This is a genomic window from Burkholderia sp. BCC1993 (assembly GCF_905339865.1).
In the GTDB taxonomy this organism is placed as follows: domain Bacteria; phylum Pseudomonadota; class Gammaproteobacteria; order Burkholderiales; family Burkholderiaceae; genus Burkholderia.
In genome coordinates, this window is sequence record NZ_CAJPGZ010000012.1 from 180,232 (window position 1) to 201,271 (window position 21,040).

Annotated in this window: 22 protein-coding genes; 16 read left to right on the forward strand and 6 right to left on the reverse strand. The window is 69.6% G+C overall.

All coding sequences use genetic code 11. From position 1 onward, the window contains the following. Positions 1–67 precede the first annotated feature (67 nt). The 4 genes from U4Y91_RS21515 (at position 68) to rfaE2 (ending at position 4,103) form a co-directional block, all read left to right on the forward strand. Positions 68–838, forward strand: coding sequence for a PhaM family polyhydroxyalkanoate granule multifunctional regulatory protein (locus U4Y91_RS21515; protein WP_321806781.1), 771 nt, complete (start codon positions 68–70; stop codon positions 836–838). A gap of 24 nt (positions 839–862) precedes the next feature. Then, positions 863–2,089, forward strand: a complete 1,227-nt coding sequence (locus U4Y91_RS21520; protein WP_321806782.1) for a patatin-like phospholipase family protein — start codon at positions 863–865, stop codon at positions 2,087–2,089. A gap of 487 nt (positions 2,090–2,576) precedes the next feature. Beyond that, positions 2,577–3,455 carry a ferritin gene (locus U4Y91_RS21525; RefSeq protein ID WP_044846770.1) on the forward strand — a complete coding sequence of 293 codons (879 nt, stop codon included), beginning with the start codon at positions 2,577–2,579 and terminating at the stop codon, positions 3,453–3,455. A gap of 162 nt (positions 3,456–3,617) precedes the next feature. Beyond that, positions 3,618–4,103 carry a D-glycero-beta-D-manno-heptose 1-phosphate adenylyltransferase gene (gene rfaE2 / locus U4Y91_RS21530; RefSeq protein ID WP_151068638.1) on the forward strand — a complete coding sequence of 162 codons (486 nt, stop codon included), beginning with the start codon at positions 3,618–3,620 and terminating at the stop codon, positions 4,101–4,103. A gap of 16 nt (positions 4,104–4,119) precedes the next feature. On the opposite strand, the gene U4Y91_RS21535 is transcribed toward rfaE2, so the two are convergent. From U4Y91_RS21535 to U4Y91_RS21545, 3 genes are read right to left on the reverse strand one after another with little or no spacing between them, the layout of a single operon-like run. Further along, complete coding sequence (locus U4Y91_RS21535; protein WP_321806783.1) at positions 4,120–4,362, reverse strand: hypothetical protein; 243 nt, start codon at positions 4,360–4,362, stop codon at positions 4,120–4,122. A 60-nt stretch (positions 4,363–4,422) separates the two neighbouring features. After that, a complete protein-coding gene (locus U4Y91_RS21540) occupies positions 4,423–5,211 on the reverse strand; it encodes a type III pantothenate kinase (protein ID WP_321806784.1) in 789 nt (262 codons plus the stop codon). Further along, on the reverse strand, positions 5,208–6,128 hold the full coding sequence (locus U4Y91_RS21545) for a biotin--[acetyl-CoA-carboxylase] ligase (RefSeq protein WP_321806785.1): 921 nt from the start codon (positions 6,126–6,128) through the stop codon (positions 5,208–5,210). Before U4Y91_RS21545 ends, U4Y91_RS21540 begins: the two co-directional genes overlap by 4 nt. A 568-nt stretch (positions 6,129–6,696) precedes the next feature. On the opposite strand from U4Y91_RS21545, the gene U4Y91_RS21550 reads away from it, so the two are divergent. After that, the gene (locus U4Y91_RS21550) at positions 6,697–7,206 is read left to right on the forward strand and encodes a hypothetical protein (RefSeq protein ID WP_321806868.1); all 510 of its coding nucleotides are present in this window, start codon (positions 6,697–6,699) and stop codon (positions 7,204–7,206) included. A gap of 43 nt (positions 7,207–7,249) precedes the next feature. Here the strand turns inward: U4Y91_RS21550 and U4Y91_RS21555 are convergent, their stop codons facing one another. Both U4Y91_RS21555 and U4Y91_RS21560 read right to left on the reverse strand, forming a co-directional pair. After that, a complete protein-coding gene (locus tag U4Y91_RS21555; protein ID WP_321806786.1) occupies positions 7,250–8,095 on the reverse strand; it encodes a tetratricopeptide repeat protein in 846 nt (281 codons plus the stop codon). Between the two features lie 14 nt (positions 8,096–8,109). After that, positions 8,110–10,179, reverse strand: a complete 2,070-nt coding sequence (locus U4Y91_RS21560; RefSeq protein ID WP_321806787.1) for a bifunctional 2',3'-cyclic-nucleotide 2'-phosphodiesterase/3'-nucleotidase — start codon at positions 10,177–10,179, stop codon at positions 8,110–8,112. Positions 10,180–10,513: 334 nt separating this feature from the next. Here U4Y91_RS21560 and U4Y91_RS21565 point away from each other — a divergent pair, with 334 nt between their 5' ends. The 10 genes from U4Y91_RS21565 (at position 10,514) to U4Y91_RS21610 (ending at position 19,619) form a co-directional block, all read left to right on the forward strand. Next, positions 10,514–11,638, forward strand: a complete 1,125-nt coding sequence (locus U4Y91_RS21565; protein ID WP_321806788.1) for an ABC transporter permease — start codon at positions 10,514–10,516, stop codon at positions 11,636–11,638. After that, the gene (locus U4Y91_RS21570; RefSeq protein ID WP_321806789.1) at positions 11,635–12,564 is read left to right on the forward strand and encodes an ABC transporter ATP-binding protein; all 930 of its coding nucleotides are present in this window, start codon (positions 11,635–11,637) and stop codon (positions 12,562–12,564) included. Before U4Y91_RS21565 ends, U4Y91_RS21570 begins: the two co-directional genes overlap by 4 nt. Before the next feature lie 28 nt (positions 12,565–12,592). Next, positions 12,593–13,528, forward strand: coding sequence for an MlaD family protein (locus U4Y91_RS21575; protein WP_321806790.1), 936 nt, complete (start codon positions 12,593–12,595; stop codon positions 13,526–13,528). A 74-nt stretch (positions 13,529–13,602) separates the two neighbouring features. Then, entirely contained in the window at positions 13,603–14,241 is a 639-nt protein-coding gene (locus U4Y91_RS21580) for an ABC-type transport auxiliary lipoprotein family protein (protein ID WP_415750483.1), read from the forward strand. A 19-nt stretch (positions 14,242–14,260) separates the two neighbouring features. Continuing rightward, a complete protein-coding gene (locus U4Y91_RS21585; protein ID WP_321806792.1) occupies positions 14,261–15,412 on the forward strand; it encodes a VanZ family protein in 1,152 nt (383 codons plus the stop codon). A 146-nt stretch (positions 15,413–15,558) separates the two neighbouring features. Continuing rightward, positions 15,559–15,876, forward strand: a complete 318-nt coding sequence (locus U4Y91_RS21590) for a (2Fe-2S) ferredoxin domain-containing protein (protein ID WP_006485233.1) — start codon at positions 15,559–15,561, stop codon at positions 15,874–15,876. A 13-nt stretch (positions 15,877–15,889) separates the two neighbouring features. After that, the gene (locus tag U4Y91_RS21595) at positions 15,890–16,534 is read left to right on the forward strand and encodes an alpha/beta hydrolase (protein WP_321806793.1); all 645 of its coding nucleotides are present in this window, start codon (positions 15,890–15,892) and stop codon (positions 16,532–16,534) included. Positions 16,535–17,019: 485 nt separating this feature from the next. After that, positions 17,020–18,336, forward strand: coding sequence for a D-alanyl-D-alanine carboxypeptidase family protein (locus tag U4Y91_RS21600; RefSeq protein WP_321806794.1), 1,317 nt, complete (start codon positions 17,020–17,022; stop codon positions 18,334–18,336). 48 nt (positions 18,337–18,384) lie between these two features. Next, positions 18,385–19,311 (forward strand): D-amino acid aminotransferase, encoded by a 927-nt coding sequence (locus U4Y91_RS21605; protein WP_321806795.1) that lies wholly within the window; start codon positions 18,385–18,387, stop codon positions 19,309–19,311. Continuing rightward, complete coding sequence (locus U4Y91_RS21610) at positions 19,311–19,619, forward strand: YbeD family protein (protein ID WP_057928637.1); 309 nt, start codon at positions 19,311–19,313, stop codon at positions 19,617–19,619. Before U4Y91_RS21605 ends, U4Y91_RS21610 begins: the two co-directional genes overlap by 1 nt. On the opposite strand, the gene U4Y91_RS21615 is transcribed toward U4Y91_RS21610, so the two are convergent. Further along, on the reverse strand, positions 19,603–20,592 hold the full coding sequence (locus tag U4Y91_RS21615; protein ID WP_321806796.1) for a transcriptional regulator GcvA: 990 nt from the start codon (positions 20,590–20,592) through the stop codon (positions 19,603–19,605). The two genes, U4Y91_RS21610 and U4Y91_RS21615, sit on opposite strands and share 17 nt — an antisense overlap. A gap of 102 nt (positions 20,593–20,694) precedes the next feature. Here U4Y91_RS21615 and U4Y91_RS21620 point away from each other — a divergent pair, with 102 nt between their 5' ends. Further along, the gene (locus tag U4Y91_RS21620; RefSeq protein WP_321806797.1) at positions 20,695–21,021 is read left to right on the forward strand and encodes a DUF2917 domain-containing protein; all 327 of its coding nucleotides are present in this window, start codon (positions 20,695–20,697) and stop codon (positions 21,019–21,021) included. Positions 21,022–21,040 lie beyond the last annotated feature (19 nt).

Here is a 21,040-nt window from a genome sequence, read left to right on the forward strand (position 1 = left end):
TCGAACCAAAGGCGGCCGCTCGATCCGTGCCGGCCGCTTCGCTCCCCCAGTCAACCAGGACGCCCGTATGACGACCGATGCCCCCGGTTCCAACCCTTTCGCCGGCTTTGCCGGTTTCAAGCCTGCCGACATGCTCGACCGGATGTGGGACATGATGCGGATGACGCCGTTCGGCGGGATGGCGTCGTTTCCCGGCACCGCGTCGGGGCTGCCGCCTTCGCTGTCGAGCATGTCCGACATGATGGCGCCGCTCACGAGCGTCGAGGAACTCGACAAGCGGATCACCGATCTGCGTGCGGTCGAGCAATGGCTCAAGCTCAATCTCGGGATGCTGCAGTCCGCGATCCAGGCACTCGAGGTGCAGCGCGCGACGCTCGCGACGCTGCGCGCGTTCGGCGCGTTCGCGCAAAGCTCGATGTCGGCGGCCGAGGAGGCCGCGGTTGCGGCCGCGCAAGCGGCGTCCGCGCCCGCGTCGCGCGCCGATGCCCGGCACGCGCCGGACGCCGAGGCTGCTGCTTCCGAGGCTGCGCCGCCGGCAGGCGACGCCGCGCAGCAGGCGTTCGACCCGGCCGGCTGGTGGAACCTGCTGCAGGCGCAGTTCAACCAGCTCGCGAGTCTCGCGGTGGCACAGCCGGGCGCGCAACCCGCGGCGCCGGGCGATGCGTCGCCGGAGCCGGCCGCCCAGCCGGCGCAGGCGAAGCAGCCCGCCTCCGCCGCGGCAGCCGCAGCCGCGCCGCGCAAGCCGGCCGCGAAGCGCGCGAAGCCGGCCGGCTCGGCCGCGGCGCGCGCGGCAGCCGCTTCGTCGCCCGAAACGCGTCCGCCGAAGCGCTCGACGTGACGCGAACCGGATAGCAGGTCGATCATGCGGCTCGCGCTCGTGCTGATGGGGGGCGGCGCACGCGCCGCCTATCAGGTCGGCGTGCTGAAGGCGCTGGCCGAAATCGCGCGCGAGGCCGATCCGAACCGGCATACGGTGCCGTTCACGGTGGTCTGCGGGTCATCGGCCGGCGCGATCAATGCGACGTCGATCGCAAGCCACGCGGACGACTTTTCGCACGGCGTGCGGCGCCTGCTCGAATTCTGGGAGCCGCTGCGCGCGGACTACGTGTATCGCACCGACTGGCTCGGCATCGCGGCGGCGGGCGCACGCTGGCTCGCGACGATGACCTTCGGCTGGGCGGCGCGCCGCTCGCCGCGCGGGCTGCTCGACAACGCGCCGCTCGCGCACCTGCTGCAGCGCGAGCTGAGCTTCCACCGGATCGAGCAGATGCTCGAGGCCCGCCTGCTGCATGCGCTGTCGGTGACGGCGCTCAGCTATTCGAGCGGCCGGCACCTGACCTTCTACCAGGCTGCCGAGCCGATCCAGGCATGGCGGCGCGCGCAGCGCACCGCACGGCTCGTCGATCTGTCGGCGTCGCACCTGCTCGCGTCGTCGGCCATTCCGTTCGTGTTCCCGGCCGTGCCGCTCGTGCTCGACGGCCAGATCGAATACTTCGGCGACGGGTCGATCCGGCAGGTCGCGCCGCTGTCGCCGGCGATCCACTTCGGCGCGGACCGGATCGTCGTCGTCGGCGCGGCCGATCCGCGGCCCGAAATTCCCGCCGCGAACGGCTCGGGGCTGGTGCGCGGTTACCCGACGCCCGCGCAGATCGGCCAGCAGGTGCTCGCGAGCGTGTTTCTCGACTCGATCGGCTCGGACATCGAGCGGATCGAGCACATCAACCGGATGATCGAGCACCTGCCGCACCAGGTCGAAGTCGACAGCGGCTGGCGGCACGTCGACGTGCTCGCGATCGCGCCGTCCGAGCGCATCGAGCTGATCGCCGCGAAACACCTGACGCAGATGCCGGCGACGATGCGCGGGCTGCTCGGCGCGATCGGCGGCAGCCAGCCCGCCGGCGCGTCGTTCGCGAGCTACCTGCTGTTCGAGGAGGCGTTCACGCGCGAGCTGATCGAACTCGGCTACCGCGACGGGCGCGCGCAACGCGACACGCTGGCGGACTGGATCGCCCGGGCCGACGGCGGCAGCGCGCCGGCGGCCGGCACGCCGCCCGAAGGCGGTATCGCGACAGGCGAAATACGGGCCTGACCGACACGCCCGGGGCCGACCCGAAAGCGACGCAGCTTACATTTCGGTTGCGTTTTCGCGACGGAGCCTGCGACCGATCGCCGCACCGCGGCTGGCGGCCCGCGACCGGTTCCGCGTCTCGGAACCGTCATGGGCGCGTGCTATCATGGCCGCCGCCGTATACACCATATCGAGCAGCCCGCCGGTCCGGCGGTCGCACGGGAACCCGTCCGGGGACCGCGTGGCGCCGGGCGGGCTCGTCACCGAGCCGGCCTGCGCCGGCCCCCACATCAGGCACGCGCGGTCGGTTCCGTTCGAGCGGAGCGGGGCCGCGGCGTGCTTCGAGGCGGCGGCGCGGCCGCCCGGCTGCCGAACGCGGAATCTGCGTCCGGGGGCTGGATTCACGCGTAAAATTAGAGTCTTGGCTGCAAAAAGCGCGTTCGCGCGCCCGCGCGGCAACAGTCACGTTTAGAGAAGTCGCATTGCGCAGAACAGGGGTGGGACCATCATGAACACCATGCTTTATCCGGAACTTTACAGGTCGCTCGAAGCTGTCCGCTGGGACATGGAGAAGGACATTCCGTGGGACAAGTTCGACGCTTCGCTGCTCACCGACGAGCAGGCGAAGACGATCAAGATGAACGCGATCACCGAATGGTCGGCGCTGCCCGCGACGGAAATGTTCCTGCGCGACAACCAGCACGACAGCGACTTTTCCGCGTTCATGAGCGTGTGGTTCTTCGAAGAGCAGAAGCATTCGCTCGTGCTGATGGAATACCTGCGCCGCTTCCGGCCGGAAATGGTGCCGACCGAAGAGGAACTGCACGCGGTGCGCTTCGCGTTCGACCCGGCGCCGCCGCTCGAGACGCTGATGCTGCACTTCTGCGGCGAGATCCGCCTGAACCACTGGTATCGTTGCGCGGCCGACTGGCACACCGAGCCGGTCATCAAGCACATCTACGAAACGATCTCGCGCGATGAAGCGCGCCACGGCGGCGCTTACCTGCGCTACATGAAGAAGGCGCTGAACAACTGCGGCGACGTCGCGCGCGCGGCGTTCGCGAAGATCGGCGTGCTGATGGCGTCGGCGCGCCGCACCGAGAAGCCGCTGCACCCGACCAACCTGCACGTGAACCAGGCGCTGTTCCCGCGCGACACCGTGCAGTCGCGCCTGCCCGATCCGGAATGGCTCGAGCGCTGGCTCGACGAGCAGATCCGTTTCGACGGCGAGTGGGAAAAGAAGGTCGTCGAGCGGATCCTGCACAACCTGTCGATCCTGTTCGAGCGCACCTTCGCGACCGCGCAGGAACTGAACCGCTATCGCAAGGAAGTCACCGGCCGCCTGCAGTCCGAAAGCGGCCCGTCGTCGGCCGCGCAACCGGCCTGAGGCCGCGCGGCGTCGCAGCCGGCGTGAAGCGCCGCCGGCCGCGATCGCCGCCGCGTATTCCCGCATGAAGCCCGCCCGGCGATCCGGCGGGCTTTTTATCTGGCGCCGCCGTGTTCCGTCGCGACGTGCATCGCGCGCCGCTCACGCCATCCGAAATCCATCATGCCCGCTACCTTCGAACGCAAGCTGATCACCCGTGACGCCCTGGTTGCGCTGCGCGCTTCGCTGCCTTCGCCCGTCGTGTTCACGAACGGCGTGTTCGACATCCTGCACCGTGGCCACGTCACCTATCTCGCCGATGCGAAGGCGCTCGGCGCATGCCTGATCGTCGGCGTGAACAGCGATGCGTCGGTGCGCATGCTCGGCAAGGGCGACGACCGGCCGATCAACCGCGAGGAAGACCGCATGGCGCTGCTCGCGGCGCTGGAAAGCGTCGATTGGGTCGTGAAGTTCGAGGAGAAGACGCCGGTGTCGCTGATCGAGGCCGTCCGTCCGGACATTCTCGTGAAGGGCGGCGACTACGACATGGACGCGCTGCCGGAATCGGCGATCGTGCGCGGCTGGGGCGGGCGGGCGCTCGCGATTCCGTTCGAGCACGACCGCTCGACCACCGCGCTGCTGAAGAAGGTGCGCGCGCAGCAGTCCTGATGCGGGTGCCGCGCCGTCAGGGCGCGGATGCCGCGAGCGGCTCGGCCGTGACGGCCGGCGCGCCGATCGGGCCGCCGATCACGGGCTGATCGGCCGCGTGCGCGAGCGGCATCGCATGCAGCGCTTCGGGCCGCACCTGCCGGGACAGCACGCCCGGTTCGCGCGGGCCGGCCGCCGGCAGCGGCCCGAACACGCCGCGCACGGCGACGAACGCGAGCAGGTTCGCGAGAAAGAGAACAGCGATCAGCCAGCGCAGCATCGTCGACACTCCTCGTCGTTGTTCAGTCGTTCAGTCGGCGCGATGCCGGCCGGTTTGACGTCAATCCTGCGCCGCCGCTTCCGCGGCGATCAGCGCAAGCCCGGACAGAATCAGCGCGTCGTGCCGCGTATGCGGCAGCGTCAGCGCACGCGCGACGTCGTCGGCTGCACCGCCTGCCAGCACGAGCCGCACGGGTGCCTGCCACGCATCGGCGAGATCGCGCCAGGCGCGTTCGATCAGCCCCGCCTGCGCGTACAGGCAGCCGGCCGACAGCGAGCGCGGCGTATCGACCTGGAACGGCTCGGCCTGCGCGCCCGCGAGCAGCCCGCTCGCGATGTCGGTGGTCAGCGTCGGCAATTGCGCGGTGTGCGTGCCGAGCGCGCGCATCATCAGCGCCCAGCCCGGCGCGATCAGCCCGCCGGTGAAACGTCCGTCCGCACGCAGCGCTTCGAGCGTCGTCGCCGTGCCGAACGTCGCGATCAGCAGATGCTCGCCCGGAAACGCCGCATGCGCGCCGATCAAACCGGCCCAGCGATCGCTGCCGAGCTGTTCGGGCGTCGTATAGCCGTTCGTCACGCCGCATTGCGCGGGCCGCGAGCGAATCGTCGTGCGCGGCAGGCCGGGCCAACGGGCGTCGAGCAGCGCGTCGAGCCGGGCGGCCACGTCGGCACCCGCGACGTTCGAGATCCATGCGCCATGCGGACGCGGCACGGCCGACCAGTCGGGATCGGCGCCGCCGTCGCGCGTATGGCCGAACGCGCCGGTGTCGACGAGCGCGCGCTGCGCGTCGGCGAGCGCCCACTTGATCCGGCTGTTGCCGGCGTCGATCAGCAGATGCGGTTCGTTCATTGCGCTTCGCGCAGCGATACGTCGCCGGCCGCGATCGCCCGCACGCCATCGGGCGTGTCGAGCAGCAGCTGGCCGGTCGCGTCGATGCCGGTCGCGATACCGCGCACGCGTTCGACACCCTGTTCGAGCAGCACGACTTCGCGCCCTGCGTACGCGTGCAGCGCGTGCCAGCGCGGCAGGAACGGCGCGAGCCCGTCGGTGCCGAACTGCGCGAGGGCGGGGGTGAGCGCGTTCAGCGCGGCGGCGAGCGTATCGGTGAGGTTGGCCGATGCGCACGCGGCCGACAGCGCGGCCGGCGGCAGCCCGCTCGCGAGCGTCGCTTCGCGCGCGCGCAGCGCGTCGACCTGCGCGGCGACGGCTTCCGCGCCGCGCACGTTGATGCCGAAGCCGATCACGACGGCGGTCGCGTCGGCGGTGGTCCAGACGGTTTCGATCAGGATCCCGGCGAGCTTGCCGACGATGCGCGGCGTGCCGTCGTCGGTGACCGTCAGCAGCAGGTCGTTCGGCCATTTGAGCGCGACGCGCGTGCGGGCGTCGAGCGGCAGCGTGGCGAGCCCTTCCGCGAGCGCGACGCCGATCGCGATGCTGAGGCCGCCGAGCGCGTCCACGGGGCGCGGCACGATGCAGCCGACCGAGCACAGCAGCGCGTTGCCGGGCTGCGCGAACCACGGGCGGCCTTGCCGGCCGCGGCCGGCCGTCTGCTCGAACGCGACGCGCACGAGCGGCGCGGGCAGCGCGTTCGCGGCGCGCGGCAGCGCCTTGAGGCGCGTCGCGACGTCGGCGTTGGTCGAGCCGGTGGCGGCAACGATGTCGAGCGGCCACGCGCGCGGCGCGGCATCCAGGTGCGCCTCGAGCCGGTTGCGCGCGATGTGCGCGTCGCCGGAATCGGGCGTGTCGGAGGAGGTGGGGGCGTTCATGGTGGCTATTGTAGCGACAGGGGCGGAAGGGGCGCTTGGAAGCACCGGCAGCGATATCGACGGTGACGGCCGCGCATCCGGCGCGGCTACTTGTTTTGCAGGCTCGGCTTGCACGGGCGCGCGAATGTTCGCAGTCGGTGTCCTGCTTGACCGCGGGCCTGTTGCCGCTTTCGCCTGCCGAATCCGGCACCGTTGCGTACCGCCGCCGGCCGGCATCTTGAAATTGGCGACCGGCACGACTACGTTCGAAGTATCTGCTTTGGCGGCATGTTCGACGGCGTTGCCGGCAGTAACGCAGACGAATCGGCGCGCGCCGGCGTGTCGTCGTCGTTGCCGCATCGAGGGAAATGGCGATGAACCCGCTTCATTCGTGTTCGAGCCCGTCCAGCCGGTTCGAGCGCCTTCACCGCAGGACGCGCCGGAGCGCCGATGCCGCCGGCCTCCCGACGACGTGTGCCTGTCGCCGGCTGATGGACTCGCTCGCGTCGGCATGGTCGGCGATGCGCCCGGATATGTCGCATACGCACCGGCACTGACGCGGCGGCGGACCATTTTCAAGGAGGTGGCCATGCAACTCCACATGCATTCGCACCATTACGCGCGCCGCATTCCGGTGTGGCGAGCCGCCGTGATCGGCGGGTGCGTGGCCGGTGCGGTTTTCCTCGTCGTCCAGGTCGTCGCGGCGGCAATCATCGGACACGACGCGTGGGCGCCGCTGCGCATGATCGCGGCCATCTACTTCGGCGATGACGCGCTCGCACCGTCGGCCACGGTCGAAGTGGGGACGCTGCTGGCCGCGCTGGGCGTGCACTTCGCGTTGTCGATCGTATTTGCGCTGATCCTGGCCGTGATCATTGCGTGTTTCAGCCTGGATTCGAGCATCGGGATGGCCAGCGTGGCGGGGGCCGTATTCGGCGTGCTGCTGTACGTCGTCAACTACTACGGCATGACGCAGTTGTTCCCGTGGTTCGCCGACGCGCGAGGCTGGGTGAGCGCGCTCGATCACATCGTCTTCGGACTGATCGTGTCCGACTCGTACATGCGTCTGGAACGCCCCGCGCGCAGCGGCGCCGCCTGACACGGGATGCCGCGACGGCACCCGGCCAGGCGGCTCGCGCGCATCACGGCGCGATGACCGGGTGCTTCAGCGCATGCGCGGTTTCGATCCACTGCGCGTGGAATTCGTCCGCGTCGGGCTTGAGCCCCAGCTCGCCGTTGCGATACGCCATCGCGAGCGTCTGCACGGCTTCCGGCAGCTCGTGTTCCGCCGCCCGGCGATACAGCGCGAGCGCGCGCGCTTCGTCGCGCGGCACGCCGCTGCCTTCGCGGTACGCGTTCGCGAGCATGAAGTCCGCGGCCGGGAGGTCCGCGCGCGACGCGAGCTCGAACCAGTGCGCGGCCTGCACGGGGTCCGCGGCGGTGCCGTAGCCGCTGCGATAGATCAGCCCGAGGTAATACGCGGCGGCCGGATCGCCCTGTCCGGCCGCTTCGCCGAGCAGCGCGCGGGCGCGCACATAGTCCTTCGGGATGTCGCCGCTGCCCAGCAGCAATGCCTTGCCGAGTGCGAGCTGCGCGCGCCGCGCGGCGGGCGTGTCGGTTTTCGTGTCCGCTTGCGCGGCGGTTTCCAGCCAGCCGCGCCCCTCGTCGCGCAGCCCCGGCTCGCGCGCATCGACCAGCGCGATGCCGAGCGCCGCCTGCGCGTCGCCCGACCCGCGGCGTGCGAGGGCGCGCAACTGCGCGAGCGCGTGCGGCTCGACGGCCTGCGTGACCATCGCCTGCCACTCGTCGAGCTGCGCGGTGCTCGGCGCGGGGCCGGCCGCACGCCAACCGGTCGCCGTGACGACGGCCGCGACGGTCACGGCCGCCGCCGCGAGCAACGCGGCCGGCGGGAGTTTCGCGCGCAGCAGGCGCCGCGCGGCGGCGGTGAAGCCGGCCTCGGCCGGCCGCATCGTCCGGATCGGTTGCATCGCGGGTCTCATGGTCATTGCGTGAGGTCGATCTCGTAGATGGCGAGGTTCTTGCCCGAGCCGTCGTCGGCCGCGACCTGCGTGAGGCCGCTCAGGCCGGCAGCCGCCGCGTCGCCGAGCCGGTTCGGCGCGGACGTGAACCGCACGTGCGCGACCGAGCTCGCGAGCTTCGTGAAGCGCCAGCTGCGCTGCGCGCCGTCGGCCGCGCGCGTGATCGCGCCGCGTTTCTTGATGAACGCGATCAGCACGTCGCGGTTCGCGTCGGGCGACGCGAAGATCGTCTTGCTGCCGTCGAGGCCCGGGAAGTTGCCGCCGCCGCTCGCGCGGTAGTTGTTGGTCGCGACGATGAACTGCGCGTTCGGGTCGATCGGCGCGCCCTTGTACGTCAGGTTCCTGATCCGGCTGCCGACCGGCTGCGTGACGTCGATCTCGTACGCGAGATCGGCGGACGTGAACATGTCGAAGTTGTAGCCGGGGAAGCTGCTGACGAGCGGCTGCACGGTCGCCTGGGTCGGGTCGATCGTGTTGAAGCGTTTCGCGGCCGTCTCGAGCCAGTTCTTCACGTCGCTGCCGCTCACCTTCACCGCGTACACGGTGTTCGGATACAGGTACAGGTCGGCCGCGTTGTTGATCGCGAGCGCGCCCGGCGCGACGTCGGTGTAGTCGCTGCCGCCGCCAAAGCCGCTCTTGAACGGCGCGCTGACCGACAGCACCGGCAGCGACGCGTATTGGGGCAGGTTCGCCTGCACGTAGGTCTTCACGTAGTCGGCCTGCGCCTCGTTGACGATCTGGATCGCGCCCGGATCGCCGACGTCCGCGAAGTACGAGTTCATCCGGTAGTCGGTCGAGCCGATCGGCGTCTTCACGTAGTCGATCGTCGCCTGGTGCTCGGCGGCGATCGCGGCAGACACCGACGGATCGGCGGCGACATAGCTCTTGTCCGCGTTCTGGATCGGCCGCGCCTCGACGGTCGTCAGCGACTTGTCGACGCTCCACGTCTTGCCGTCGAACGTCAGGCCGAGCTTGATCACGCCGAGATGCTTGCCCCAGTAGTTGGCCATCACGGTCGGTACGCCGTTGACGGTGCCCTTCGCCTTGTCGACGCCCGGCAGGTTGAACTGCGCCACGGTGCTGTTCGCATCCGGGAACACCTGGTGCGAGTGGCCGATCAGCATCGCGTCGATGCCGGGCACCTTCGACAGCCACCAGCTGCCGTTCTCCATCGTCGGCGAGTACGCGGAATTGTCGAGGCCGCCGTGCGAGATCGCGACGACGAGATCGGCGCCCTTCGCGCGCATCTCCGGAATGTACTTCTCGGCCGCTTCCTTCAGGCCGGTCGTGTAGACCTTGCCGTCGAGCCAGCGCTTGTCCCAGCTCATGATCGCGGGCGGCGTGAAGCCGATGATGCCGATCTTCACCGGCGCGCTGACGGTCTTGCCGTCGGGCGTGACGGCCGTCACCGTGCGGGTCAGGATCGTGTACGGCGTGAACAGCGGCGCGTTGGTCCTCGCGCTGATCACGTTCGCGAGCACCTGCGGGAAGTTCGGGCCTGCGCACTTCTTCTGCTGCGCGGGGGCCGGCAGCCCGTCGACGTCGAACGTGTTGCCGGTCACCTGCGACAGGTACGGCAGCCCGTAGTTGAACTCATGGTTGCCGATCCCGCCGCCGTCGAACTTCGCGGCGTTCATCACCTTGTAGATCGCGAGCGTCTGGTCGCAGCCGATCGGGTTCACGAGCGCCTGGTAGTCCGACAGCGCGGTGCCCTGGATCGTGTCGCCGTTGTCGAGCAGCAGCGTGTTCGGGTACTGTGCGCGCGCCTGCGCGATCAGCGTCGACACGCGCTCGAAGCCGAGCGACTTGTCGGCGGCGAGCTTGAAATAGTCGTACGACAGCACGTTGGTGTGCAGGTCGGTCGTTTCGAGCAGCGCGAGCGTGGCGGTCGTGCCGGCGGGCGCCTGGGCCTGCGTCTGCGATGACGAAGGCGCGGTGACGTCGTCGCCGCCGCAACCGGCGAGGGCGAAGGCGAGGCTGGCGAGCGCGGCGACGGCGGTCGCGCGGCGGCGGGAAAGCGGGGGGAGACGCATCGATTGTCCTGTTCGGTGTTCTGTTCTATGAATCGCGAGGCGCGCCGCGAGATGGCGGCGCGGGCGCCGACGGCCTGACGTGCGGCGCGTGAGAGTATCGAAAGGAAACGTGACGGAAGAATGAAAGGTCGCGCACCCGGCATGCCGAATCCGGCGGCGAACGCCGCGCGGTGGCGGGCCGGGCACCCGCAACCGGATGCCCCCGGCCCGACGCGCCGGCCATGCGCGCGCCGCCAGGCGCGCCCGGCTGCGCGTCCCGACGGAAATCCTCACGTCGCGGCGCCGGGCGGTTCGCTACAATGGCCGCTGTCATCCTTTTGCAAACAATCCGCCCTTGGACTTCGAGACTCCTCCCGGCCTGTCGGTCGACGCCGGCGGCCAGGGTCAGACGGTGCGCCTGTACGGCCAATGGACCGCACTCGCGCTTGCGCGCAACCGCGGCGCGGTCGCGCGCCGCATCGCGGGCATCGCGTCCGGGCGCGTGAAAGAATGGGATCTGTCCGGCATCGAGCGACTCGACCACGTCGGCGGCCAGGCGCTGTGGCGCGTGTGGGGCCGCAAGCTGCCGGCCGGCGTCGAGCTGTCCGCCACGCAGCGCACGATCTTCGAGCGGATCGAACGCCTCGACAGCCAGCGCGAGGCGCCCGAGCGCGTCGTGCGGTTCGATCCCGTCACGCGCCTCGGCCAGGCGATCTTCGCGTTCGCCGAACACCTGCAGGGCGGCATCGCGATGTTCGGCCTCGTGATCCTCGACGCGCTGTCGGTGCTGCGCCGCCCGCAGACGATGCCGTGGAAGGAAACCTCGGCGAACATCTACAGCGCCGGCGCGCAGGCGCTGCCGATCACCGCGCTGGTCGCGTTCTTGATCGGCATCGTGCTGAGCTACCTGTCCGCGCAGCAGCTGCAGATGTTCGGCGCGAACCGCTACATCGTGAACATCCTCGGGCTGTCGGTGATCCGCGAGCTGGGGCCCGTGCTGTCGGCGATCCTCGTCGCGGGCCGCTCCGGGTCGGCGATCACCGCGCAGATCGGCGTGATGCGCGTGACCGAGGAGCTCGACGCGATGCGCGTGATGGGCATCCCGCACGGGCTGCGGCTGATCCTGCCGCGCGTGCTCGCGCTCGGCGTCGCGATGCCGCTGCTGGTGATGTGGACCAACATCATCGCGCTCACCGGCGGCGCGCTCGCCGCGAAGCTGGTGCTCGGCATCGACGTCAACTATTTCGTGCGCTCGCTGCCGGGCGTCGTGCCGATCGCGAACCTGTATATCGGCATCGGCAAGGGCGTCGTGTTCGGCATGCTGATCGCGCTGGTTGCCTGTCATTTCGGTTTCCGGATCAAGGCGAACTCGCAGAGCCTCGGCGAAGGGACGACGACGTCGGTCGTCTCGTCGATCACGGTCGTGATCCTCGCCGACGCGGTGTTCGCGATCCTGTTCCAGAACGTGGGGCTCGGATGAACGCGTCGAACGAACCGGCGGCTAGTGCCGCCAGCGCGCATGCCGCGGCAATCGGCGCAGGCTCGGTCGGCATGCCGCCGGGCGCCGCCGTACCCGGCGACGACCTCGTGATCGAGGTGCGCAACCTGACGAAGCGCTACGGGCGCAACGTCATTCACCAGAAGCTCGATTTCGACGTGCGGCGCGGCGAGATCGTGGCGATCGTCGGCGGCTCGGGCTCGGGCAAGACGACGCTGGTGCGGCAGATCCTCGGCCTCGAGCGCCCGACGTCGGGCACGATCAAGGTGTTCGGCGAAGACACGTCGAAGATCGACGACGCGACCGCGCGGATGATGCGCACGCGCTCGGGGATGCTGTTCCAGCAGGGCGCGCTGTTCTCGTCGATGACGGTGTTCGACAACGTCGCGCAGCCGTTGCGCGAGCTCGGCCGCGTGCCGCCCGACCTGCTGCACGACATCGTGATGCTGAAGCTCGAGATGGTCGGGCTGCCGTGCAAGCACGCGTCGAAGATGCCGGCCGCGCTGTCGGGCGGGATGGTGAAGCGGGTCGGCATCGCGCGCGCGATCGCGCTCGAGCCGGAGCTGCTGTTCCTCGACGAGCCGACCGCCGGCCTCGACCCGCAGGCGTCCGACGAATTCGTCGAGCTGATCGCGACGCTGCACCGCACGCTCGGGCTGACGGTCGTGATGGTGACGCACGATCTCGACACGATGGTCGCGCTGTCGACGCGCGTCGCGGTGCTGGCCGACCGCAAGGTGCTGGTTGCGGCCCCGGTCGAGGAGGCCGCGAACGTCGATCATCCGTTCATCCACGAATATTTCCTGGGGCTGCGCGGGCGCCGCGCGCTGCAGGCGCTGCCGCCCGAGCGGCGCGCGAAGCTGCCGAAGGCGGCCCTCGAACCGGCGCCGTCGAGCGTCGAGCTGTAAGCCAAGGCAAGAAGCAAGGAACCCGCGAATGGAAAACAAATCACATGCGTTCTGGGCCGGCCTGTTCACGATCGCGCTGACGCTCGCGATCGCGGGCACCGTGTTCTGGTTCAACGTCGACCGTACCGTGCGCGTGCCGTACGACCTGCTCGCGCGCACCAACGTGACGGGCCTGTTCCCCGATGCGGCCGTGCGTTTTCGCGGCCTCGACGTCGGCAAGGTGCAGTCGATCGGCTTCGATCGCGCGCATCCGGGCCAGATCCGGATCCGGATCCTCGTCGATCACGACGCGCCGATCACGCAGTCGACCTACGGCAGCCTCGGCTTCCAGGGCGTGACGGGCATCGCGTTCGTGCAGCTCGAAGATACGGGGCGCGACCTGGCGCCGCTGCCGTCGTCGCCGAAGGCGATCGCGCAGATCCCGATGCGGCCGAGCCTGTTCGACCAGATCCAGGAGCGCGGCGACGTGCTGCTGCGGCAGCTCGAGCTGGCGGCGAAAAGCGCGAACGCGCTGATGTCGCCGGAGATGCGCGAGCAGCTGCGCGCGACGGCCGAAAGCCTGCAGCACGCGGCAGACGGCGCGGCGACGCTGTCGAAGCAGCTCGCGCCGGCGGTGGCCGCGCTGCCTGAGACGATGCACCAGGTCGATCGCGCGATGGCATCGGCGAACACGCTGCTGCAGCCGAACGGGCCGCTCGTGTCGAACCTGAACAAGGCCGGCTCGGCTGCCGAGCAGGTCGGCGTTGCGCTGAACGACCTGAACGCGCGGGTCCAGTACGACACGCTGCCGCGTTTCAACGTGCTGGCCGGCAGCGTCGGCGATGCGTCGCGGCAATTGAAGGACGTCGCCGGTGAACTCGGCCGCAACCCGAGCAGTCTGTTGTTCGGCTCGCCCGGTTCCGCGCCCGGACCCGGCGAGGCGGGCTTCGTCTGGCCGGGGGCGGGTGCCGCGGCCGGGAAATGAAGCGCATCGCCAGCCCGCCGCTCGAGCGGCTCGGCGCGAGACCGGGCCATGACGCCATCGAAACCGGAAACATCATGCAGGAACATGCCATGCCACGAATCCTTGACCGCGCGCTGCGTCCGGCCGCGACCGCGCTCGCGATGCTGACGCTGGTGTTCGCCGCCGGCTGCGCCGGCAACGCCGCGGCGCTGTCGAACGTCCGCTACGACCTCGGGCCGGCCGCATCGGTCGTCACGGCCGGCACGGGGCCCGCGCTGAAGGTGCTCGACGTCGCCGCGCCCGACGCGCTCGACACGGACAAGTTCGTCTACCGCCTCGCGTATGCGGATGCGCAGCGCATGGCCGTCTATCGCGACAGCCGCTGGACCGCACCGCCCGCGCAACTGCTCACGCAGCGGCTGCGCGGCGCGCTGTCGTCGCGCGGCGCGGTGCTCGAAGGCACCGACGGCGTGCGCGCGCCGACGCTGAAGGTCGACCTGAACGAATTCGAGCAGGTGTTCGACGGGCAGTCGCAGAGCCACGGCGCGGTCACCGCGCGCGCGACGCTGATGCAGGACGGCAAGGTGCTCGGCCAGCGCACCTTCGTCGCGCGCGCGCCGTCGAGCACGCCCGATGCGGCCGGCGGCGCGCGTGCGCTCGCGGCCGCGAGCGACGAGCTCGTGTCGCAGATCGCCGCGTGGGTCGGCGTGCAGGCGTACGCGGGCAACTCGTGACGCACCGCGCGCAGCCGCGATGAGCGCGCCGGGCACGTCGCGCGCGTCGTCGCTGGCGCGGCAGGCGTTCGCCGCGTATGCGGCGCTCGTCGTCTATGCATCGCTGTATCCGTTCGACGGCTGGGTGTCGCTCGGCATCGGGCCGTTCGACTACCTGTTCGCGCCGATGCAGCGCTATGTGACCGCGTTCGACGTGGTCACCAACGTGCTCGGCTACCTGCCGTTCGGCGCACTCGGCGTGCTCGCGCTGCATCCGCGCTGGCGCGGCGTGGCCGCGACGCTGATCGTGGGCGGCCTCGGCGTGCTGCTGTCGGGGTCGATGGAGGCGCTGCAGACCTACCTGCCGACGCGTGTCGCGTCGAATCTCGACCTCGCGGCCAACGCGCTCGGCGCGCTGCTCGGCGCGGCGCTCGCGGCACCGGCCACCGGCGCGCTGCTCGAGCGCGGCGCGCTGCGCCGGCTGCGCTTCGCGTGGTTCGAGACCGACGGCGCGACGCCGCTGCTGCTCGCCGGGCTGTGGCCGTTCGCGATCCTGTTTCCGTCGCCGTTCCTGTTCGGCATCGGCGACTGGCCGGCCGCGCTGTGGGAACGCGCCGACGGCTCGATGCAGGACGCGCTGCTCGCGTGGCTGCCGGCCGCGTGGCGCGTGAGCGAATGGCCCGAGCGCGTCGACGGCTGGCTGTCCGACTCCGCGTGGGAAGCCGCGCTCGGCGGGCTGATGCTGTTCGCCGCGCTGGCGATCGCGTCGCTCGCGATGCGCGAGCGCGCGCCGCGCGTGCGGCTCCTGATCGGGTTCGTCGTCGCGACGCTCGCGCTGAAGGCGGCCGCGACCTTCATGCAGTCGAGCACCGGCCTCGTCGTCGTGTGGGCGACGCCCGGCGCGCGGCTCGGCATCGAGCTCGGCTTCGCGGCGGCCCTGCTCGCATTGCGCGTGCCGGCCGCGTGGCGCGCGCTGCTCGCGGCGCTCGCGCTGCTGGCCGGCGTGGCGCTCGTCAACCTGCTGCCCGTCAACCCGTTCTTCGACTTCACGCTGTCGGGCTGGCGGCAGGGCCGCTACGTGCACTTCAACAGCATCGCGCGCTGGCTCGCGTGGATCTGGCCCTACGCGGCGCTGATCTGGCTCGGCCAGCGGGTCGAGCGCGCGTGGCTGCCGGCCGCGCCGCGGCGCTGACGCGGCACGCCGGGCAGGGCGGCCACGGTTCGGTCGCGGGCAGCGGCGCGCGCCGCTCGTTATAATCGTCCGCACATCCGTTGCCGCGCGCAACGGCGATCGCCCCTCTTTCCGCCCGGCACCGCGCCGGGCCGCTCGTCACCATCATGGATTCCTATTACCAGCACCACGTCTTCTTCTGCCTGAACCAGCGCGACCCGGGCGCCGAGCGTCCGAGCTGCGCGCAATGCGATGCGCAGACCATGCAGGAATACGCGAAAAAGCGCGTGAAGGAACTCGGCCTCGCGGGGCCCGGCAAGGTCCGCATCAACAAGGCCGGCTGCCTCGACCGCTGCGAGGAAGGGCCCGTGATGGTCGTGTATCCGGAAGGCACGTGGTACACGTACGTCGACCAGGCCGACATCGACGAGATCGTCGAATCGCACCTGCGCGACGGCAAGGTCGTCGACCGCCTGAAGATCTGAGCGGGCCGGCCGAATGAACGTTCATACGCAGAAGTCGCTGATCGCCGGCCCGGTCGGGCAGATCGAAATCGCGGTCGACCTGCCGGACGCCATGCGCGACGGCAGCGCCGCGCCGCGCGGCATCGCGCTCGTCGCGCACCCGCATCCGCTGTTCGGCGGCACGATGGACAACAAGGTCGCGCAAACCCTTGCGCGCACGCTGGTCCAGCTCGGCTACGTGGTGTACCGGTCCAACTTCCGCGGCGTCGGCGCGACCGAGGGCGTGCACGACAACGGCGTCGGCGAGGCCGACGACCTGCTTGCCGTGCTCGCGCACATGCGCGCGCAGCCCGCGTATGCGGAGCTGCCGCTCGTGCTCGCGGGCTTCTCGTTCGGCACCTTCGTGCTGTCGCATGTCGCGAAGCGGCTGCGCGACGCGGGCGAAACGATCGAGCGGATGGTGTTCGTCGGCACGGCCGCGAGCCGCTGGCAGGTTGCCGACGTGCCGGAGAACACGCTCGTGATCCACGGCGAAACCGACGACACGGTACCGATCGCGTCGGTCTACGACTGGGCGCGGCCGCAGGAATTGCCGGTCGTCGTGATCCCCGGTGCCGAGCATTTCTTCCATCGCAAGCTGCACGTGCTGAAGCGCATCATCGTCGACGCGTGGCGTTGATGCGCTGAACCCGGCGTGCGGCGCCGCTGCCGCACGCCCGCGATGTCGCCGCTCGCGCGACATCGCGCCGCATCGTGTCACGGCACGGTCGCACATGCCCGCTCCGGCGCGGCGCAACCCGGCTTGCACAGCGCCTGCGCGCGCCTTTCGCGTGGCTTCGATCACCCGCTCTCGCAGCGAAGCCACGCTATCCTCTCGAAGCCGGTGTGCGGCCACCCGGGCCACGGTTCCCGAAAACGCCGTTCGCGGCCACGTATAATGGCCGCAATTCGCGTCGCCCGCGGCCCGGCTGGGCCCATGCGGCGCTCGTTTCGCCGCCTGTCCGCCCGCTCGCGACGGCCGCGAACCGAACGCGTCCGCACGAGTCCAACCGGCGCGTTTCGCGCCGTCCGACACAGTCGGACGAACGCCGGAACGCCCGCCGCCTTGCCGTTCAACCCTTGCGCGTTTCGCGCCGCACTTTCTGCCATCAGCCTGAATCGATCATGCGTCTGTCTCCCCAAGGCCTCAAGTCCCTCGCTTCTTCCATCGCCTTCGGCACCGCCGCGCGCAACGTCGCGCTGGGCGTGATGCTGCCCGTCGCGCTCGCGTCGACGATCGTCGTCGCCGAGGCGAAGCCGGCCGCCAAGGCCAAGGCCGCGCATGCCGCGCCGGCCGCCGCCGCCGAGCAGTTCACCGGCGCGCCCGCGACCTTCATGCCGGGCGCGGTGCCGCCGCCGGGCGTGAACGCGCGCTCGTGGGTGCTCGTCGATGCGACGAGCAACACGGTGCTCGCATCGGGCAACGCCGACGAACGCGTCGAGCCCGCATCGCTGACGAAGCTGATGACGGCCTACCTGGTGTTCGAGGCGCTCGACAAGAAGAAGATCTCGATGGAGCAGATCGTCACGCCGAGCGTCGCGGTACGCCGCGTCGGCACCGACGAGTCGCGCATGTTCATCGAGGCGAACAAGCCGGTGTCGGTGCACGACCTCGTGTACGGGATGATCATCCAGTCGGGCAACGACGCCGCGATCGCGCTGGCCGAACTGGTCGGCGGCAGCGAAGGGCAGTTCGTCACGCTGATGAACGACGAGGCGGCGCGCCTCGGCATGAAGGGCACGCACTTCGCCGACGTGAACGGCATGCCCGACCCGAACCACTACACGACGGCCGGCGACCTCGCGAAGCTGTCCGCCCACCTGATCCGCGATTTTCCGCAGTACTACAGCATCTTCTCGGAGAAGGAATTCAAGTACAACAACATCCGCCAGGGCAACCGCAACCGCCTGCTGTGGCTGGATCCGACGGTCGACGGCCTGAAGACGGGCCATACGCAGGCGGCCGGCTTCTGCCTGATCGCATCGGCGAAGCGCGCGATCCCGGGTGTCGACGGCCAGCGCCGTCTCGTGTCGGTAATGATGGGCGAGCAGAAGGAAGGCGAGCGCACGCAGGACAGCATGAAGATGCTGAACTACGGCTATAGCGCGTTCGACGCGGTGCGCCTGTTCAAGGGCGGCCAGGCGATGTCGACGCCGCGCATCTACAAGGGCAAGGAAAACACCGTGCAGGTCGGCGTGAAGGGCGACCAGTGGGTGACCGTGCCGCGCGGCCTGGGCGACAAGGTCAAGCCGGAAGTCGAGGTCAACGCGCCGCTGATCGCGCCGCTCGCAGAAGGCCAGCAGGTCGGTACCGTGAAGCTCGTCGCCGACGGCAAGACGCTGTCGGAGTTCCCGGTCGTCGCGCTGCAGGCCGTGCCGGAAGCGGGTATCTTCGGCCGTATCTGGGACTCGATCCTGCTGATGTTCAGCAAGAAGAAGTAAGCGCGACGGGCCTTTGTTTTTACGACTTCATCCCCATCTGGTATAGCCATGAGCCAAGCCGAATTCGAACCGATCGTCTACCTCAGCGTGTCGTCGCACGAGGAACTGGTGCCGCTGTCGGAAGCCCGGGTCCCGGTGCTCGACCGCGGGTTCATCTTCGGCGATGGCGTATATGAAGTCGTCCCCGTTTATGCGCATGACGGCGCGCACGTGCCGTTCCGGATCGAACAGCATCTGGACCGGCTCGCGCGCAGCCTGAAGAAGATCGGCATCGACAATCCGCATGACGCGGCCGGCTGGCGCGAGTTGATCGAGCGCGTGGTCGCCGCGAATGCAGAAGGCCTCAGCGACGGCCATGCGCTCGTCTACCTGCAGGTGACGCGCGGTGTCGCGAAGCGCGGCCACGCGTTCCCGGCGAATACGGTGCCGACGGTGTTCGCGATGACGAGCCCGCTGCGCCTGCCGTCGGACGAGGAGCGCGCGCAGGGCGTGCGCTGCGTGACGGCCGAGGATCGCCGCTGGCTGCATTGCGACATCAAGTCGATTTCGCTGCTCGGCAACGTGCTGATGGCGCAGCATGCGGCCGAACGCGACGCGTTCGAAACGATCCAGCTGCGCGACGACAACGTGACCGAAGGGTCGTCGTCGAACGTGTGGATCGTGAAGAACGGCGAGCTGTACGCGCCGCCGCGCAGCAACAAGATCCTCGAAGGGATCCGCTACGCGCTGGTCGAGCAGCTGGCCGACGAATGCGGCATTCCGTTCGTCGCGCGCGAGATCAGCGAAGCCGAGCTGCGCTCGGCGGACGAGATCATGCTCACGTCGGCCACGAAGGAAATTCTGCCCGTCACGTCGCTCGACGACCTGCCCGTGCAGGGCGGCAAGCCGGGCCCCGTGTTCGCGGCGTTGTACGACGCGTACCAGCGTGCGAAGGCACGCGAGTTTGAACAGTTTGACCTAACCCGGAGAAAATGATGAGCGAACCGACCAAAACCATCGAGGTGACCGGCGCGATCGATACCCGGAAGGAGTCGCTGCTGGAGTTTCCGTGCGATTTCCCGATCAAGATCATGGGCAAGGCGCACCCGGAATTCAAGGACACGATCTTCAAGGTCGTGGCCGTCCACGACAACGAGATCGACGTCGAGAAGATCGAGGAGCGCGCATCGAGCGGCGGTAACTACACCGGCCTCACGATCACCGTGCGCGCCACGAGCCAGCAACAGCTCGACGACATCTACCGCGCACTGACCGGCCATCCGATGGTCAAGGTCGTGCTCTGAGCGCCGCTTTCCATCCTCCTTCCTGCGCGCACTCGGCGGGGGTCTTCCCCGCCGCGCGCCGCGCGTCCAGCTCGTCGCACAGCCGCTGGTACTCGGCGACTTCCTGAAGCAGCCAGGTCCTGAACGCCTGCACGCGCGGCGTGTTCACGAGCGGCGGCGGACACACGAAAAAATAGTGCCACGGGCTCTGCCCGTCGATGTCGAACAGGCGCACGAGGCGCCCGTCCAGCAGGTCGTGCACCGCGAGCGAGCGGCGCACCAGCGCGATGCCCTGGCCGTCGATCGCGGCCAGCAACAGGTTCGACGAATCCTGGTACAGAATCCCCCGTTTCGGCTCGGTCAGCGTATCGAGCCCCGCCGCGTCGAACCACGGCCGCCACAGCTCGTCGTCCGAGCGCAGCAGGTTGTAGTGCACGAGATCGGCGGGCGTCTGCGGCAGCTTGCCGCCGTTCAGCGTCGGCGCGCACGCCGGAAAGAACACTTCCTCGAACAGCGGCTCGACATGCAGCCCCGGATAGCTGCCGGAGCCGAAGCGGATCGCGAGATCGACGTCGTCGCGCGCGAAATCGGTGAGCGAGTTGGTCGACTGCAGCTCGACGTCGATTTCCGGATGCCGCTCGATGAACGAGCCGATGCGTGGCGTGATGAAGCGCGCGGCGAACGACGATAGCATCGACACCACCAGCCGCCGTCCGCGGTCGCTGGCGCGCACCTCGCGCGTCGCATCGGCGATCTGCATCAGCGCGGTGCGGACGTGCTGCGCGTAGCGCATGCCGGCGTCGGTCAGGCACAGGCGCTTGCCGTTGCGCGTGAACAGCTGCACGCCGAGCTCCTCCTCGAGCGCGCGAACCTGGTGGCTGACCGCGCCGTGCGTGACGTACAGCTCGTCGGCGGCGCGGGAGAAATTCTCGTGACGGGCGGCGGCTTCGAACGCGCGAATCGCGTTCAGCGCAGGCAGCTGGCGGAGGTCCATTTGCTAATTTTCCTCACATCGACGTGAAAATTGGTCGTTTGGTCGGGTGCCTTGAAGTGACTACGATTGTAGCCATCGAAGCATTTATTGGCGGAGTCGATCATGCAAGAAATTTCTTCAAGCATCACCTTCGAAATCCCCGCGGGCGAGACCGTGCCGATGAGGGTGCAGCGCAGCACGCGTCTGACGGTGCAATGCGGGCCGGTGTGGGCGACGCGCAGCAACGACGTCGAAGACTACTTCCTGGTCGACGGCGAGACGCTCCGGCTGCGTCGCGGCGAGCGGCTGTGGCTCAGCGCGGAAGGCCGGCAGGGCGCGCAGGTCGCGTTCTCGGTGTCGCGGCCGGCCGGGGAAGTCGCGCGCGGCGCGCTGGCGCGGCTGCGCAACCGCGTGAACGCGCTGCTCCACGACGGCTGGCGCACCGTCTGACCGACCTTTCCTCCGACGG

Coding starts and splice junctions, on each gene's coding strand:
- U4Y91_RS21515 (WP_321806781.1), top strand. CDS start 68: ATGACGACCGATGCCCCCGGTTCCAACCCTTTCGCCGGCTTTGCCGGT.
- U4Y91_RS21520 (WP_321806782.1), top strand. CDS start 863: ATGCGGCTCGCGCTCGTGCTGATGGGGGGCGGCGCACGCGCCGCCTAT.
- U4Y91_RS21525 (WP_044846770.1), top strand. CDS start 2,577: ATGAACACCATGCTTTATCCGGAACTTTACAGGTCGCTCGAAGCTGTC.
- rfaE2 (WP_151068638.1), top strand. CDS start 3,618: ATGCCCGCTACCTTCGAACGCAAGCTGATCACCCGTGACGCCCTGGTT.
- U4Y91_RS21535 (WP_321806783.1), bottom strand. CDS start 4,362: ATGCTGCGCTGGCTGATCGCTGTTCTCTTTCTCGCGAACCTGCTCGCG.
- U4Y91_RS21540 (WP_321806784.1), bottom strand. CDS start 5,211: ATGAACGAACCGCATCTGCTGATCGACGCCGGCAACAGCCGGATCAAG.
- U4Y91_RS21545 (WP_321806785.1), bottom strand. CDS start 6,128: ATGAACGCCCCCACCTCCTCCGACACGCCCGATTCCGGCGACGCGCAC.
- U4Y91_RS21550 (WP_321806868.1), top strand. CDS start 6,697: ATGCAACTCCACATGCATTCGCACCATTACGCGCGCCGCATTCCGGTG.
- U4Y91_RS21555 (WP_321806786.1), bottom strand. CDS start 8,095: ATGCAACCGATCCGGACGATGCGGCCGGCCGAGGCCGGCTTCACCGCC.
- U4Y91_RS21560 (WP_321806787.1), bottom strand. CDS start 10,179: ATGCGTCTCCCCCCGCTTTCCCGCCGCCGCGCGACCGCCGTCGCCGCG.
- U4Y91_RS21570 (WP_321806789.1), top strand. CDS start 11,635: ATGAACGCGTCGAACGAACCGGCGGCTAGTGCCGCCAGCGCGCATGCC.
- U4Y91_RS21575 (WP_321806790.1), top strand. CDS start 12,593: ATGGAAAACAAATCACATGCGTTCTGGGCCGGCCTGTTCACGATCGCG.
- U4Y91_RS21580 (WP_415750483.1), top strand. CDS start 13,603: ATGCAGGAACATGCCATGCCACGAATCCTTGACCGCGCGCTGCGTCCG.
- U4Y91_RS21585 (WP_321806792.1), top strand. CDS start 14,261: ATGAGCGCGCCGGGCACGTCGCGCGCGTCGTCGCTGGCGCGGCAGGCG.
- U4Y91_RS21590 (WP_006485233.1), top strand. CDS start 15,559: ATGGATTCCTATTACCAGCACCACGTCTTCTTCTGCCTGAACCAGCGC.
- U4Y91_RS21595 (WP_321806793.1), top strand. CDS start 15,890: ATGAACGTTCATACGCAGAAGTCGCTGATCGCCGGCCCGGTCGGGCAG.
- U4Y91_RS21600 (WP_321806794.1), top strand. CDS start 17,020: ATGCGTCTGTCTCCCCAAGGCCTCAAGTCCCTCGCTTCTTCCATCGCC.
- U4Y91_RS21605 (WP_321806795.1), top strand. CDS start 18,385: ATGAGCCAAGCCGAATTCGAACCGATCGTCTACCTCAGCGTGTCGTCG.
- U4Y91_RS21610 (WP_057928637.1), top strand. CDS start 19,311: ATGAGCGAACCGACCAAAACCATCGAGGTGACCGGCGCGATCGATACC.
- U4Y91_RS21615 (WP_321806796.1), bottom strand. CDS start 20,592: ATGGACCTCCGCCAGCTGCCTGCGCTGAACGCGATTCGCGCGTTCGAA.
- U4Y91_RS21620 (WP_321806797.1), top strand. CDS start 20,695: ATGCAAGAAATTTCTTCAAGCATCACCTTCGAAATCCCCGCGGGCGAG.